Raw genomic sequence first — 16,751 nt, forward strand, 5'->3', positions numbered from 1 at the left:
CGGCGCCGCAATATTGGAGCGGCACGATACGACGGGGAGGATCCGCTCGTTTGGCTGGATAGCCGATCGCCTGACAGATCGTATCAAGGTACGGTGGGGTGGCAATCCATTTAGCGGTTACTAACTCAAACAGAAGAAAAAGGCATCCATCTCCCTGATATATGGGATTGGATGCCTTCTTTCAATTTGACTGATTTGCCGGAAAAGAAAAATGCAAGTTCTTCAGTGGTCTCCTGATTTGCCGTGGCTGTTTCTTTGTTGAGGGCATGGACGATCCGGCTAGCTAAACTTCATTCCACATGCGTTTTGCGTTTTCGAATCCGAATAGCGTCCCGTTGAGGCAATCCTCCATGCCTTCAAATTCGATCGAAATATACCCGTCATAACCGGAAGCTTTAATGATGCGCAGAACCTCTCGCATGTCGATATCGCCTTGCCCGACGATCGCCCCCCGCAAGAAATCTCCACTTGCCGATTGAAACCAGCCTTGCCCGGGATTAAGGTGCTTCGACCGATGGTAAAAATCTTTCAAGTGGATCATCGAAGCAAGTCCAATATTGTTCCGGACGCCTTTGACCGGATTTTCATCCACACATATGAAGTTGCCAATGTCTAGCGTCGTCTTGAAATTGGGTCGTCCGACTGCATGGATCAAGCTTTCCACTCGTTCGCTGGCCTGCATGTAGAAGCCGTGATTTTCTACGCTTGTCGTGATCCCGAAGCCTGCCGCGTAATCGGCAATTTGCCTGCATGCCTCCGAAAGCATAGGCAAATCATTCTGGAAATAAACGATCGATGTTTGATCCAGCGGTCTCGATGCGACGTCGTGACGAAACAGCTTCACTCCAAGCTTGTTGGCGATATCGACTTCTTTTTTCACTCGTGCGATCTCCTGCAAGTAACCTGCCTCATCCGCACAGATGAAATTTGCGCTGACGGTATAGTTCGAAATATCGATGCCGACTTGCTCGGCTTTGCGGCGAATAGCGGGAACAAGCTCCGGCTGTTGTGTCAGATCATAGCCGATGGGCACGATTTCGACATGCTCGCCGCCGATTTCTTTTGTCCACTCGATCACATCCGGAACGGTCATCTGCTGCGCAATTATTGCGCGGCTTAAGCTATAAGTGCTGATTCCCCATTTCATTGTTTGGCACCACCATTCTCTAATATAAAACTATCACCAATATAATCAATGCCGCCCGGAACTTAAATTGAAATTCGTCAGATTTACCCGGAAATAATTCAGGATCATTGCTACGAACCTGACAACGAGTGTGGAACAGGCCGCATACCATTACGCATTGGGTGCAGCTTCCGTCACTCGTTTTTTCTTTGTTTAATTCGCAGCGCATAAGCCAGCCGCGTCTCTGTAGGCTTTAATATTATCCACCATATCTTAAGATTTTGGTATGGAAGCTCTAATTAGAGCGATGTTACCATTAAATCAATGAAACCGCTTTATTTTTTGGAGGGAAAGCGATGAGTGAGAAAAAATATGAATTCCGCAGACGGTTAGAAACGGTTCACAAACCGGACCGGCGCAATTCGAACGTTAATCCGGAATTCGGAGAAGCAGTGATTGAAGATGGTTGGCGTATAGTGATCGAGGAGAATGCGAAGCCGCTAGTACTCACTGTAGCAAAGGACTTGCAGGATTACTTGTTCGTAAGCATGTGCGTATCGGTTTCGCTTCACCGTATTGAGCATATCGGCGAAATGGCTGCGAGCGGAGAGCGAGTTATCGTTTTAGCTGAACAGGCTGCACTGCCAGGGCTCGACAGCAGGCTCGATAAGCCGCGCAGTTACCGCATTATCGCAAACGCAAAACGAATTGTTGTCTGCGGATATGATGACAGGGGGATAGGGCAGGGAAGCTATTACTTGGAAGATTTGATGAATTTACGCGAAGCGCCTTTCGTCAGCGGGCAGGATATTTCCCGGACGCCCTTATTTTCTCCGCGTATGGCTCATTCAGGCTGGGGGCTTGACCGTTATCCGGACGCTCATCTCAATGCAATGGCACATGCGGGTATTGATGCGGTTCTCCTCTTTGTCAAGGATGTCGATCAAACTCCTGAAGGCCATCTGGATTTTAATTATCTTGTTGACCGGGCAGCCTCCTACGGCCTCGATGTGTATATGTACAGCTACATGACCAACCGTAAACATCCTGACGATCCGGATGCCGAGTCGTATTATGACAGTACGTACGGCAAAATTTTAGCAGCCTGTCCACGATTTAAAGGGATCATCTTGGTTGGAGAATCCTGCGAATTTCCGAGTAAAGACCCGAATACGACAGGAGTGCTGCGTCTTGAATGGCCGGAAGAGCGGCCGAAGAAGAAACCCAGTCCTGGCTGGTGGCCGTGTTATGACTATCCTCAATGGCTTAATTTGCTGAAAAAGGTTATCCGCAAACATAGTACGGATACGGAAATCGTCTTCTGGACTTACAACTGGGGCTGGGCGCCGGAGGAAGAGAGACTCAGACTGATCAACTCTTTGCCTGAGGATGTGACGCTGCAAGTTACGTTTGAAATGTTCGAACAAATCAAACATGAAGGCATCACGAATGTTTGCGTTGACTATACGATTTCGTTCGAAGGGCCAGGCCAGTATTTCAGCAGTGAGGCTAAAGCGGCCCATGAGAGGGGGGTAAAGCTGTATTCGATGAGCAATACAGGCGGATTAACGTGGGATATAGGGGTCATTCCTTATGAACCGGTTCCTTACCAGTGGGCAAGAAGGCATGCTGCGCTCCTCAAGGCGCGGGAAGACTGGGGGCTGACTGGATTAATGGAATCACATCACTTCGGCTGGTGGCCATCATTCATTAGCGATATTGCGAAATGGGCGTACTGGAGTCCGAGCCCGCCTGTTGAAGAAACGTATGCCGCGATTGCCCGGCGCGATTTCAGCGAGGAGGCGGTTCCCTTCGTGCTGGCGGCCTGGCAGCATTGGAGCGAGGGAATTCAGAGCTATATCCCGACGACAGAAGACCAGTACGGCCCCTTTCGCATTGGTCCCTCCTATCCGCTTATATTGCGCAAAAAGGTGAACATCCCAGCAGCATGGCATGCGATGTTTGGCAGCGCTATCATAAGCGCCGACTATGGACCGCTAGAAAATGCCCGTCAGTCACTGGGAAATTCCCGGTACAATGTGGAAATTGGCAGTTTGGAACGTATGGCCGAACTTTGGCGGCGAGGAAATAGTTGCCTGGAGGAAGCCCTTTGTTTAGTACCTGCGAAGAAGCAGGAAGAAGGCAGGCGGCTTCTGGGGATGAATTGTTTTATCGTGCATGCCGTGCAAACGACGATCCATGTAAAACAATGGTGGATGCTTAAACAGCAGCTGTTTACTGAGCCTGATCCGGCGAAGACTAGCATCATTTTGGATGAAATGGAGCAGCTGGCTCTACGGGAAATTGCCAATGCGGAGGCTGTTATTCCATATGTGAATGCCGATTCCAGGCTTGGTTGGGAACCGAGTATGGACTATATGACGGATGAGACGCATCTGCATTGGAAAATTGCTCAAGTACGCAGCGTGCTGGAAGACGAATTTCCGAATTATCGCAAGTCGCTTGCTCTAACCACTGGTTCACTGCACTAGAATAGTTGGAAACTAAATCTGGGAGGTTAGGTAAATGAGGAAAATCAGTTTTATGCTTTTGATGACGTTGCTTGCATCATTGTTCGCAAGCTCTTTGCAAGCTAGCGCTTATATTGATCCGGACAGAGCAGTAAACCCGGTTTTCGAAACAACGGTTGTAGAAGCAAATCAAACTACAATTACCAAAAGGGCATTTAATGGTGCGATTATTGAATTGAAGCAAAACGAATTACTGCTCACTTATGACAATTACAGTGATGTTGAAGACGATTCTCCGGGTGTCATCTCGGGTAAAATCTCTCAAGACGGTGGTAGAACTTGGGGAGAGAGCTACTTAATTCAGGAAAATATCGGGTTGAAAAATGTGGCGAATCAAGGGGTAGTCAGACTGAAATCGGGTGATCTTGCACTGTTTTTCTACAAACAAGACGATAGTACGCATATCTCGATGCATATGATACGTTCCTCTGACGAAGGAAGAACCTGGAGCGAGCCGATCAATATCACGCCTCTTGAAGGGCATCATCCGACCGGCAATGACCGTGCTGTCGTTTTGAGCTCAGGAAGGATTATTATCCCACTTGGGGGTAACACCCCGTCTATTCCGGGTAAATCGGGTGTTTTTACCGTGTATTCGGATGACGAGGGAGAAACGTGGCAGTTTGGCGATTTCGTCGATTGGACGACAGGTTACCCTTCCGAGCCGGTGCTTGTCGAGCTAAAGGATCATCGCGTCATGATTTTGATTCGCACGACAGTTGGTCATATTATCAAGGCGTATTCGGATGATGGCGGGGAAACTTGGGGTGAACCGATCGAAACGGATATACAAACTGCTTCATCCCCTTACATGATTAAACGAATACCGGATAATGGCATGGGGCCTTTAATGCTGATCTGGAACAATTCGCCTAACGAGAATCGCAGACCTCTGACGATGGCGGTTTCCAATGACGAAGGGGAGACATGGACGAATTACATCAATCTTGAACCTGCCGACAGGGGAATAAATGCTTATCCCTCAATAACTACCTATCGCGATGAGGTTTTAATTACTTATTACACATATAGCCCCTATCCTGACGGTACGTACACACTACCGTTAAAGCTTCAAATCTGGAAATTAGCTGACATAACAGCCGGAACTGGCTTTGGGAATGCCACCTCATTAACGTCTAATGTAAGCTCGGCGTCGCCAGGCGAAACATTTAAGGTGAAATACGGATTGAGCAGTGTAGCGGCAGAGGTGTATGCGCAAGATATTTCCCTGATTTATGATCCGGCGACCCTAGAATACGTATCGGCAACATCGCTCAAACCGGGGGCCAAGCTGCTTGAAACCACAACAACTCCGGCTGGAAGCCTGCAATTAATTTTAGCCAGTACAGGAGAAGGCAACGCGATTAAGGTTCCAGGGGACATCGTGGAGATCACCTTTAAATCGAAGAGCGTTTCGGAAGCGGTGACAAGTGAAATCAAGATCAGCAGCGCGGTTTTGGCAAACGGTCAAGGCATTGAATATACGGCCGCAACTTCTGCGGTTAACATTCAGATTACGCCAGGCCTTTCCGGCGATCTTAACCATGATCAAAAAATATCGGTCGGTGATTTGGCTATCATTGCCGCCAATTACGGCAAAGACACGAATAGTCCGGATTGGAATCAAGTCAAGCAAGCGGATCTCAATGGAGATGGAAAAATCGACATTGTAGATTTAGTGACGCAGGCCAAGAAAATCAAACGATAGCAGTTCTTGACCTCCAAACAGGGGGAGAGTAAAACTTCCTCCTGTTCGGAGCAAGGAAAATGATAAGGCGGGTGGTCTGAATTGCGCAGTTTGCGTGTACGTATCGTTTGCTTGGCCATTATTTTGCTTTGCATGCCAAAGATGTTCCCTGCAGCGGCTAATGCTAAAGCAGCTCCAGAGTATTTGCTGGATGCCAATAAACCGGTTAACGGACAGGTTACTTTGACTCTTAGCGGTAAGAGCTTGGCTAATTTATACGGCTATGAAGCCAGCTTTTCCTTCGAACCGGATAAGCTGGAATTAGTGGAAGCTAAATCTAATCTTGAAGGGTTCTCTATCACGCCTATTATCAAGAACAACGAAATCATCATAGCACACACCAAAATCGGCAACGTACCGGGAGAAAATGGAGATCTCGTCATCAATACCTTGAAGTTTAAACTCAAAAAGCACGGAGATGCCATGGTGAAGTGGGAAACGATGAAGACAGTAACCGATCAACTGAAGAGTACTACAACTGCTGTCGGGCAGAGTGTTACTGTGAGTAAAACTTTCATAGATTTGACAGGGCACTGGGCTCAGGCGGATATTGAATGGCTCGCGGCGAGAGGAATTATCGAAGGTGTGGACGACAATCATTTTAAGCCGAATGACAAGGTGACAAGAGCGCAATTTGCCGCTATGATCGCCAGAGCTTTAAATCTGAAAGAAACGGCTGCCCGTAGTCCGTTTACAGATGTGCCTTCTGATTCTTGGTATGCTGATGTTGTTAGCAGCATTTATGCCGCAAAAATTATTAAGGGAAAAAAGGACGGCACCTTCGCTCCCCAGCAAAAGATTTCAAGGGAGGAAATGACGGTCATGCTCGTAAGAGCCGGCAGGTTTTTGGCGGAGGATGCATTTAAGGAAACGGACTCAGCGGGCGGAGTATCATTTGCAGATGTGAACGATATTAGCAAATGGGCAATTAAGGATGTAGAGCTTGCTCTGCATAGCGGACTTATTTATGGTACAACCAAAGCTACTTTCGCAGCGAAGTCTCAGTCTACTCGAGCCGAAGCAGCGGTGGTGATTAAAAGATTGTTAACTAAAATCAATGGGGAGTGAATTCCATGGGATCTGAACGGCTCCCCGCTGTTTCCCGGGCGCATATTATAAATGCTCTTAAGGAGGTTGGAGTGGCTCCATCCGATATCGTACTCGTCCATTCCTCCTTAAAGAGCTTCGGTTATGTAACAGATGGGGCGCTCGCTGTTATTGATGCGCTCAAAGAGACGATAACTGAACAGGGCACCGTGGTGTTTCCAACGCTCGTGCAGCAAGACTTCCCTAATGCTTATCGCAATTGGGATATCGGAACATCCCCCTCTGATGTTGGTCACATTAGCGAAACATTCCGCTTGCTGCCTGACAGCATAAGGAGCGATCAGGCGACCCATTCGGTTGCTGCGTGGGGGAGCAAGGCAGCCGAGATTACAGGCGAGCATTCCGCATATGGTCCGCGTATGGGCGTTTTCGGGGATTATTGTTTTTCCTATTCGTCCCCCTGGCAGAAAATGTACCTGCAACAAGCAAGAATCGTCTTTATTGGGATAGATATGGTCTACAATACGTTTAAACATTTTGCCGAGTATCTCTTGATGGAGCATTACTGCAGCTCTATTAACGATCCTGCGGCGAAATGTTTGGCCATGTCGAAGATAGCCAGGTATGGCGTTCCAGGCGTCTGGCCTTTTCACGATGCCCGCAAAACGCAGTCCATGTTAGATGAGTTGGGCTTCATATCTTATGCCAAATGCGGCAATTCGCTGCTTACAAGCATTAAGGCCGATGATTATATCGACAATGTATTACGGGTCTTCCTGGAAAGCCCGGCAAATTGGTTTAATGAAGCCTTCCTTGCCTGGATCAAAAATGATGTGATACAGCCGGGCTCTAATTGAAAGGAGTAACGTTTATGTTTATAGATATCCATGCGCATGCCTATAGAAAGCCAGTCCCTTTTGTCGTTCAGTTTTGTACGGCGGAAGAATTAATCCATCGTTATGATGAATTGGGAATAGAGAAAGGCGTCCTGCTTCCTATCGTCAGTCCGGAAATCTATTTTCCGCAAGCCAACGAAGATATTCTGGATATGGCCGACAAATACCCGAATCGATTTATTCCCTACTGTAACATCGATCCGCGCGCCTTGACCAATTCGGCTGAAGCTCCGCTCGAACGAGTCCTTTCCTATTATAAGGACAGGGGATGCAAGGGGCTTGGAGAGGTTATGCTAAATGCTCCATTGATGAATCCTTTAGTACAAAATCTGTTTCGGCACGCTGAACGCGTCGGGCTTCCGGTCGTATTTGACGGTTCTGATCAGAAAAATGGGGATTTCGGCCTGTATGACGATCCGGGTTTGCCGCAGTTGGAGCATACGCTGCAAAGATTCCCTAACTTGATCATATTCGGCCACGGTCCTGTGTTCTGGGCGGAAATTGGACGTTTGCAGACTCCGGGAGAAAGAGCGATAATATTTGACTTGCAAGGCGGCCAAGTAGGGAGATTGCCAAGCGGACCGATTCAGGAAGAGGGCGTCGTGCCGATCTTGTTTCGCAGGTATCGGAATCTTTATGGCGATTTGTCTGATTATACGGCCTACAATGCAATATCTCGAGATCCTGAATATGGTCCGAAGTTTTTGACGGAATTTCAGGATCGGCTATATTTCGGTACGGATATTTGTACGAAGAATATGCCGGTTCCTTTGGTCGACCTTTTGATCAATTGGCGTGATTCGAATAAAATCAGTGAAATCGTTTTTAACAAAATTGCTAGAGAGAATGCAATGAAATTATTTGATCTGTAATAAATTTGCAAAGGAGATGTCCGTGTGCGGGAGTTAGCTATTGGAGTTATCGTTCCAATGAACGCAGAAATCGGTGCTAAATTTGAAAGATTACAGCAGATGGACATACCAACTTGCCAGCTCAGTTGTTTTGAAGCATCTTTAATGACGGACGATATGGCCGGATTGGTCAAACAAGCAGCGCAATCCTATGCGATTGAGATCACGGCTTTTTGGTGCGGATGGCCTCCGCCCCGGTTTTGGAATTTCTATGAAGGGCCGGCTACTTTGGGGCTGGTTCCTCCCGCTTACCGCTCGGGGAGGCTGGAAATATTACTGCATGGATCTGATTTCGCCAAGAAACTGGGGATTTCCGATTTGATTACGCATGTCGGTTTTATCCCTGAGAATCCAAATGATCCAGATTATATCGGAGTTGTCCACGCATTGAAGCATCTGGTCACTCGTTGTCAGGCTAACGATCAATATTTTCTGTTCGAGACTGGCCAGGAAACGCCGGTAACGTTGAAAAGAGTGATTGAAGACATTGGGCTGCCGAATCTTGGCGTTAATTTGGATCCCGCAAATTTGCTAATGTACGGGAAAGCCAATCCGCTCGATGCCATTGATCTATTCGGGAATCTAATTCGCGGGGTTCATGCGAAAGATGGCGAATATCCGGTTGGAGCCAAGGAACTGGGCATTGAAACGCCGCTTGGAGAAGGCAGAGTAAATTATCCGGAATTTATTAATAAGCTTAAACGGCTGGGTTATAGCGGGGCGATAACCATTGAACGCGAGATCGAAGGAGAAGAGCAAATTCGAGATATTATTACAGCCAAGAAGCTTCTAGAATCATGGATCGCTTCTGATTGAAAGGACGAGGAAAATGAGAGTAGCGCTTGTTGGGGCCGGAGGGATGGGACGACATCATTTGAACGTTTACAAACAGATGAATGATGTTGAAGTCGTTGCTGTGGTGGATGCAGATCTGGACAACGCCAGAACATACATTGCTAGCGATGCTATTACTTTTTATGCTGATCTGGAGGACATGTTGGCATCCGAGCATGTCGACATGGTGGATATTTGCACGCCTACCTTCTTGCATGCACAGCAAGTTATGAAGGTAATGGAGCATGGCATTCATGTGTTATGCGAAAAGCCGATTGCATTGCATCCGGGCGAAGCCAAACAAGTGATTGAATGTGCAGCGGAATACCAGGTTCAATTTATGGTTGCTCATGTCATTCGCTTCTGGCCGGAATACGTATATCTGAAACAAGTTTTTGAGGAACGGCGTTACGGCAAATTAAAGCAGCTTCAGCTTTCGAGAATCAGTTCCATACCTCAGTGGAGCTGGCAGGATTGGATGATGAAGGGAGAGCAAAGCGGCGGGAGTGCGCTCGATCTTCATATCCACGATACTGATTTTATTTTACATCTTCTGGGAACGCCTAAATCGGTTACTAGTGTTGGGATAAAAGAAGGCAGGACGCTGGATTATATTTCGACTGTTTACGAGTATGATCATATGCTGGTTCAGGCAGAAGGGGGATGGTATAAATCTCCGCTCCCGTTCTCGATGTCCTTTAAAGCATGTTTTGAGCAGGCGATTCTGGAATATAAAAATGGCAACCTGTCCGTATATGCGGAAAATGAGCAGACCATAGAAGTAAGTTTTCAAGAAAAAGCGAAATCAAGTTCTGAATCCAGCGGCATTAATATCGACTTGGCAGATGGATATTTTAATGAAATCGAATATTTTCTCGATTGCATTCGTGAGGGGAAAAGACCCGAGCGCTCATTGCCTGAAAGCAGCCTGGAAAGCTTGACAATCGTATACAAAGAGCTGGAATCGTTAGAAACAAGAAGGAAAGTAAAGTATTGAATAACAACTGCCTCCGGTTGAAAGAGGTTTTGCAGGGCATCTTAAGATTATCCACCAAATCCTAAGCTTTTGGTATGGAACCTCGCATGAGAGCGATGGTACCATTTAATTAATGAAAACGCTTTAAACATTGGCGATTCAGGAGCAGGAAGTTATAGATATTACATCATAAAGCGAGGGGTATGTCCTATGGTCAGGAAGAATTGGCTTGCATTGTTATTGATTGCCGTTTTGGCAGTCAGCATAGTATCCGGTTGTTCAACAAGCAAAAATAACGAAGCAGAAAAAAAGCAGCCTACAACTACAGAAAAAGAAGGGAAATCGACAAAAGCGCCAGAGCCGGCGACATTAACGTTTGGTACTTACCATGTACCGGCAGATACGCGGGATAACTTCGATCAGACAGCGGTTGGAAAAGCGATCAAGGAACAATTGGACATTACGCTAAAAATCCGCGGCTCCCAGAACGTTGAACAAGATTTTGTCGCCGATGTAGCAGCGAATAATTTACCGGATATCTTTCTTGTTACCGCCAGCAACACTGCTCCGCAGAACTTGGAAATGATGACGAAAGCCGCGAAGGAGGGGATGCTGGCCGATTTAACCGACCTGATCCAGAACGGAGATGCGTCAATCCTGAAAGAGGTTATCAAACCTGAGCGAATGCCGCTTTATACGAAGCAAACAGTCTTTAATCCGGAATTCAACGGCAAATTGTATTTCCTTCCTGCGTACTATTCGACAACAGAACCAGCCAAGTACGGCTTCGGTTTATATTTGCGGGGCGATATCGCCAAAGCTTTGAATTTCGATACGCAATCGATTCAAACGCCGGATGATCTATACGAATTGGCCAAAAAGGTCAAAGAAGGAAATTTCAAAGATGTGAACGGCAAGCCTGTTTATCCGCTCGGAATGATCAATCCATGGAGCCAAAACTTGTATCAGCTTTTCAGAGGGTTTGATTATGGAAAAAGCGGATTCGCCCTGATCGACGGAAAAATTAAAAGCTTCATCGAGTCGGAACAGATTTGGCAGCAAATCTTGTTCGTTCGCAAGCTTATAGCGGATGGACTGATGGATCAAGAATCATTTGCTCATTCCTATCAGATCGGTTCCGAGAAAGTTTCGCAAGGCCGTTATGCCATCATGCCTTTTCTGGCTTCTGCAGTCGTTCCTGGAAACGAAGCAGTAATGAAAGCATTAACCGACTCTCATCCCGAAATGGCTTATGAGGCGCTGTCGCCGATGAATGACTTTACAGGGTCGTCGGATCAAGTGATCAACATGGGAATGGAATCGTATCTCATGGTTGGGGTTACTAAAGGAGCAAATGCAGAAGCGGCTGTCCGGTTATTGAACTGGCTGAACACGAGAGAAGGCAGGGCGGTCGTTAATTTTGGGGAAAAGGACAAACAATGGTTCTTTAACGATAAAAATTATGCGCAGATGACTGACGACGCTTATAACGAAGTGGTTACGGATCCGGATGGCTACTATGCCAAATATGGTGCCGGCGCTAAATCAAACTTGCTCGTCCCTGCACTGATTACCGGATTCGATGCGGCTTACGATATATTCGGTGGCACGCTGCGGGATCAGTATTATCAGAACAACGTGGAGATATCAGACAAAATAACCGAATATGTAGAGAAAACGATGCCCAAGCTGGTCGTCAAAAACCAGCTGGATATAAGCACATTAATGACGACTTACCCGCAGAAAGATCAATTGATGCCGGTGCTGCAGCAGTTAAAAGATATATTGGCCCGCACTTACTTAGCGAAGACCGAGAAAGAAGCCCAACATTTATTGGACGGTTATCGCGAGACATTAAATAAGAACGGCTATCAGGAATACATCCAGTATCTGCAGCAGGAATATGACAAAGATCCATCCTTATATCTCGTTTCTTCGGGAACCTATTAGAACGGGTTAAATAGGGGAAACACAATGTTGCCGCCTGACACGGTTTTGGGCGGCAACATACTCAGACAGAGTGGGTGAAGTAATGAAGAGCACATTGGCTTATATCGGTAAACACTATCAAATTTATTTAATCATCATTCCGGCCGTTATCTACTTTTTTATTTTTAACTATTTGCCTATGTTGGGGCTTTCGCTTGCCTTTCAAGATTACAGTTTTTCCAAAGGCATGTTTTTTAGTCCGTGGGTAGGGTTTAAATACTTTCAAACTTTTTTTGATTACTTTAATTTTGGGACTATCATTTGGAATACGCTCGTTATCAGCTTTTATAAACTTGTATTGTTTTTTCCAATTCCCATTATTTTTGCCATCATGCTCAATGAGATCCGCAACAAATATTTCAAACAAGCGATCCAAACCATTTTCTATTTGCCTTATTTTATATCATGGGTCGTCGCCATTACCATTTTCCAGCAGTTTCTGTCGCTAGACGGGTTATTGAATCAAATTCGCCAATCTCTCGGACTCGAAGCGATTTATTTCATGAACGATCCGGCCTACTTTTATCCGATCATGTTTATTTCCTACGTATGGAAAATGACAGGGTGGAGTGCGATTATTTATTTGGCGGCTATTTCCAGTATCGATCCTGAACTATTCGAAGCAGCCAAGGTGGACGGCGCGGGCAAGTTCAACCAAATTTGGCATATCACGATACCTTCTCTTGTTCCTATAGCGTCCGTCTTGTTTATTCTAAGTCTCTCCTCTTTGCTGCAAGCGGGATGGGAGCATATCTATCTCATTCGCACGCCGGGAAATATGAGCGTATCCGACATTTTAGACACGTATGTGATTCAACAAGGATTTTCTAACGGGCAGATTGGTTATGCAACCGCCGTATCCTTGTTTCAAAGCTTGATTGGTTTACTATTTGTCGTGATCTCGAACATGATTATTAAAAGGAAAAGCGAAATCAGCGTCTTCTGATCCGCTAGGGCAACATGATTAAAGTTTGTGGAGGTTTTGTAATGGTCAAGCGCATACCACCGCTAGGTATTGTCAACGCGTTCATTTTATTCCTGCTTGGCGCGATAACGCTGTATCCTTTCTATAATATATACATTTACGCTTTTAATGAAGGAACTGACTCCTTGAAGGCCGTACTGTATTTATGGCCGAGAAAATTTACGTTCGATAATATCGCGAAAGCATTAACGCAAGATGGGATTATGTCCGCCTTCCAATTATCCGTCCTGCGAACGGCTGTCGGTACGATTTTAACTTTGGTCTGCACCTCCTCATTGGCCTATGCGATGACAAGAAGGGATATTAAGGGATATCGATTTTTTTCAAATTATTTCTTTATCACGTTTGTTTTTACCGGCGGTTTGATTCCTTTTTATATTACGATGCTGAAGCTTAATCTTTACGATACGTTCTGGGTACTCGTCCTTCCCGGGATTTATAGTTTCTGGTATATGATTATTTTTCGCACTTTTTTCGATGCGATTCCGAAAGCTTTGGCGGAAGCCGCTCAAGTTGAAGGTGCCAGTTTCATCCATATTTTCCTGCGGGTGATTGCACCTCTCTCAAAGCCGGTCTATGCGACAATCGGTTTATTCGCCGGGGTGAATTATTGGAATGACTGGTTTACGGGCTTGTTCTTTGTCAAAAAGGAGCATTTACTCCCGCTGCAAAGCTTGCTGCAAAAAGTAATGAATGAAACAGATATGATCAGTAAATTCGGCTTGGTGGTGGGCTCTAGTCAGGCGGCGCAAACGGTTACTCCTTATTCGATCAAGCTAGCTATTGTCGTTATTTCCGTCACTCCGATTATATTGGTTTATCCATTCTTGCAAAAATATTTTGCAAAAGGGATGATGTTAGGCTCAATTAAAGGCTAAAACTATCAAATGCTTTTTCCAAATAATTATATTATAATGACCTTATCATTGTTAATGCGGAGGGACGGTACTTACGATGATCAGCATGTATCGCTCTCTCCAAACACGATTAATCGTTTTCCTGGTTCTGACGATCGTGCTTACTTCAGGCCCAACGATTTATTATATTTATAAAGTAACCCAAGATAATATGGAAAAGCGGTCCAGCGATTTTATTGTAACTTCTATGGATCATATCTCAGAGCAGTTTAATGGTTTGGTAGAGAATATCTATAAAACGATGCTGATGTTAACGGCCAACCAGGATTTATGGCAGTTTTTACGCAACGAACATTCCCTGGACGACTTGAATTCGAATGACATTCGCTGGGTCCGGAACCAAATTTCAATGTTTCGCACGATTAATCAGTCGATTTATTCTGTCTTTATCGTGGATTTTCGCAATCAGAATGTCATTTCCTCTGTGGAGGGGGCGCTGAACGCCAGTATGAATCCGCGGGTTTCGGAGTATATCGACTTTATGTTCGATCCGCAAAATAATGTTTTGCAGAACAAGCTGATCTTGGCTAAAGACGATGGCAGATACTATAAGCAATTCACCGGCGATCTGAACAAAAAAAATACCTATTCGATCATTGTCCCGATTCGGGATCTCGTCTTGGGGCCGACGCTGGGCGTAATGGTCATTAATTTAGCTGACACGACAGTGACCGGCATATTTGAGAATACCCGTTTCACGGATGGATCGAGTATTTATTTGATCAATGCAGACGGGGAGATTCTCTCCTCCAGCCAAAGCTCTGAAATAGGAAGTAAAATACCGCGACAATTCTCAACCGTAGACGACCATACAAGCAGCAAAGTAAGTTATAATCATCAGGAGTACTTAATTACAAAGACGAAAACCGCATACAATGACTGGTCGTTTCTGTCTGTGACCCCTTACCAGGCATTGATTGGGCCGAATCAGAATGCGATCCAGGTCGGATTTACTTATGTCCTGATTGCTTTGGTCGTTGTTTCCCTCATTCTCATCTTTCTGATCGAACGTTATTTTTACAGGCCAATATACCGGCTGCTCAGGAAAATCCGGCAGAATCATAATGGCCTGAATAAGCCGCTTGGCCGAGTTTCCGGCATCCAAGATCGCAAGGATGAAATCGGATACATTTTTCAAAGCTTTAATAATATTCTCGCGGATAAAGAGATGTTATTAAAAAATATGTATTCACAAAAGCTCATTTTGCAAGATACTAAAATTCGATTACTCTATTCGCAAATAAATCCTCATTTTCTGTATAACACCTTGGATAATATCCGCTGGCTGGCAATGGGATTGAGCGGTGGAGAGAATCAGGTGAGCCAAACGATCCAGAACTTGTCTGACTTGCTCCGCAACAGCGCAAAAACGGATAAACAAATCGTTTATATCGAAGAGGAATTGACTTTTCTGGACACGTATTTGGACATTCAGAGGGTCAGATATGGCGAGAGAATAAAAGTGATTTGGAAGGTATCCGATGAAACGAAGCGATTGAAGATTATGAAATTTATTTTGCAACCGCTTTTAGAAAACGCTATTTCCCATGGGATTGAGAGTCTGGAGAACAGCGGAGTGATTTGCGTATCCATTCAGCTGGCGGAGGGCCGATTAGAAATCGAGATCGCCGATGAAGGGGTAGGGATGGATGAAGAGCGGCTAGCATTTGTAAGGAAAGTTATAGATGGAACACAAGCAATAGAGAACAAGGTAATCGGACTCAGAAACATCTACGAACGGATACATTGGTATTATGGGGAAGAAGCAGAACTGATTATTACAAGCAAAGCAGGCGAAGGTACGACGGTTAGGATCACACTTCCAATAACGGCAGGTGATACTTATATACAAAGTATTGATAGCTGACGATGAGCGAAACATCAGAGAAGGACTGCAAAACTTTATTCCTTGGAAATCAATTGAGTGCGAAGTAGTAGAAATGGCGGATAACGGTCGTAAAGTCGTTGATTATCTCTCCAGTCATGACATTGATATTTTGTTGCTGGATATACAAATGCCAGTCCTCTCCGGCCTGGAAGTGATGCAGATTGTCTCTGTCAAGCACCCGCATGTAAAATCAATTATTCTTAGCGGTCATGCGGATTTTAAATATGCTCAGCAGGCGATCTCTTATGGTGTAACGGAATATATGCTTAAACCGATTAATATCTCGCATGTTTGTGATGTTCTCGGTAAAATCAAAAAAAACCTGAATGCACAAAAAGGAGATTTGGGGGGCTTGGCCAACCACCAGTTGATCGAGCAGGTGAAAAATGGTTCCGTTCCAGGTACAAGCCGCAAAAAGCGCATCGTCGATTTGGCAAAGGAATGGATCGAATATCATTATCAGGAAAATTTCGGTCTGGATATTATGGCCGATCAGTTCCAAATCAGCAAAGAATATTTTTGTTCCATATTCAAGGAAGAAACGGGAGAAAGCTTTATCCAATATGTTAAGGGCGTCCGTATGGTTAAGGCGATTAACCTGATGAAGGACGAACCGGATTTACGTATTTATGAAATCTCCGAAAAAGTAGGGTTTAGGGAATCAAAATATTTCTGCCGTGTATTTAAGTCGCATTTCGGACAATATCCGGAAGAGTACCGGAAGAGGATAACGACCATTACGCATAAGGAATCTGCATTATAAGATTTTGTTTAAGGGGAGTTACCCGAAAGATAGACACTTTAAAAGTGCCCGTCTTTCGGGTTTTTATGTTTAAATTATCTTAATAAAAATGAAATTGAAATTCATCAGATTTACCCGGAAATAATTCAGAATTATTAGACA

At 45.2% G+C, this 16,751-nt stretch carries 13 protein-coding genes; 12 read left to right on the forward strand and 1 reads right to left on the reverse strand.

The genetic code is table 11. The features are described from left to right. Window positions 1-283: 283 nt before the first annotated feature. Complete coding sequence (locus tag H7F31_RS08825) at window positions 284-1,147, reverse strand: sugar phosphate isomerase/epimerase family protein (RefSeq protein ID WP_187103843.1); 864 nt, start codon at window positions 1,145-1,147, stop codon at window positions 284-286. A 335-nt stretch (window positions 1,148-1,482) separates the two neighbouring features. Here H7F31_RS08825 and H7F31_RS08830 point away from each other — a divergent pair, with 335 nt between their 5' ends. The 12 genes from H7F31_RS08830 (at window position 1,483) to H7F31_RS08885 (ending at window position 16,610) form a co-directional block, all read left to right on the forward strand. After that, entirely contained in the window at window positions 1,483-3,618 is a 2,136-nt protein-coding gene (locus H7F31_RS08830) for a hypothetical protein (RefSeq protein ID WP_187103844.1), read from the forward strand. A gap of 34 nt (window positions 3,619-3,652) precedes the next feature. Continuing rightward, window positions 3,653-5,365, forward strand: a complete 1,713-nt coding sequence (locus H7F31_RS08835; protein WP_187103845.1) for an exo-alpha-sialidase — start codon at window positions 3,653-3,655, stop codon at window positions 5,363-5,365. Window positions 5,366-5,446: 81 nt separating this feature from the next. Next, window positions 5,447-6,472 (forward strand): S-layer homology domain-containing protein, encoded by a 1,026-nt coding sequence (locus tag H7F31_RS08840; protein ID WP_187103846.1) that lies wholly within the window; start codon window positions 5,447-5,449, stop codon window positions 6,470-6,472. 5 nt (window positions 6,473-6,477) lie between these two features. Continuing rightward, window positions 6,478-7,308 carry an AAC(3) family N-acetyltransferase gene (locus H7F31_RS08845; protein ID WP_187103847.1) on the forward strand — a complete coding sequence of 277 codons (831 nt, stop codon included), beginning with the start codon at window positions 6,478-6,480 and terminating at the stop codon, window positions 7,306-7,308. A gap of 14 nt (window positions 7,309-7,322) precedes the next feature. Then, window positions 7,323-8,219 carry an amidohydrolase family protein gene (locus H7F31_RS08850; protein ID WP_187103848.1) on the forward strand — a complete coding sequence of 299 codons (897 nt, stop codon included), beginning with the start codon at window positions 7,323-7,325 and terminating at the stop codon, window positions 8,217-8,219. Window positions 8,220-8,243: 24 nt separating this feature from the next. Further along, a complete protein-coding gene (locus H7F31_RS08855) occupies window positions 8,244-9,074 on the forward strand; it encodes a sugar phosphate isomerase/epimerase family protein (RefSeq protein ID WP_222622744.1) in 831 nt (276 codons plus the stop codon). A gap of 13 nt (window positions 9,075-9,087) precedes the next feature. Further along, a complete protein-coding gene (locus H7F31_RS08860; protein ID WP_187103849.1) occupies window positions 9,088-10,089 on the forward strand; it encodes a Gfo/Idh/MocA family protein in 1,002 nt (333 codons plus the stop codon). Between the two features lie 189 nt (window positions 10,090-10,278). Then, complete coding sequence (locus H7F31_RS08865) at window positions 10,279-12,018, forward strand: type 2 periplasmic-binding domain-containing protein (protein ID WP_187103850.1); 1,740 nt, start codon at window positions 10,279-10,281, stop codon at window positions 12,016-12,018. Window positions 12,019-12,100: 82 nt separating this feature from the next. After that, entirely contained in the window at window positions 12,101-13,003 is a 903-nt protein-coding gene (locus H7F31_RS08870; RefSeq protein ID WP_187103851.1) for an ABC transporter permease, read from the forward strand. A gap of 41 nt (window positions 13,004-13,044) precedes the next feature. After that, a complete protein-coding gene (locus H7F31_RS08875) occupies window positions 13,045-13,920 on the forward strand; it encodes a carbohydrate ABC transporter permease (protein WP_187103852.1) in 876 nt (291 codons plus the stop codon). Between the two features lie 76 nt (window positions 13,921-13,996). Then, window positions 13,997-15,826, forward strand: a complete 1,830-nt coding sequence (locus H7F31_RS08880; RefSeq protein WP_187103853.1) for a cache domain-containing sensor histidine kinase — start codon at window positions 13,997-13,999, stop codon at window positions 15,824-15,826. Continuing rightward, on the forward strand, window positions 15,795-16,610 hold the full coding sequence (locus H7F31_RS08885; RefSeq protein ID WP_261800356.1) for a response regulator transcription factor: 816 nt from the start codon (window positions 15,795-15,797) through the stop codon (window positions 16,608-16,610). Before H7F31_RS08880 ends, H7F31_RS08885 begins: the two co-directional genes overlap by 32 nt. Window positions 16,611-16,751: the final 141 nt, after the last annotated feature.

It is taken from the genome of Paenibacillus sp. PAMC21692, from assembly GCF_014303795.1.
Taxonomy (GTDB): Bacteria; Bacillota; Bacilli; order Paenibacillales; family Paenibacillaceae; genus Pristimantibacillus; species Pristimantibacillus agaridevorans.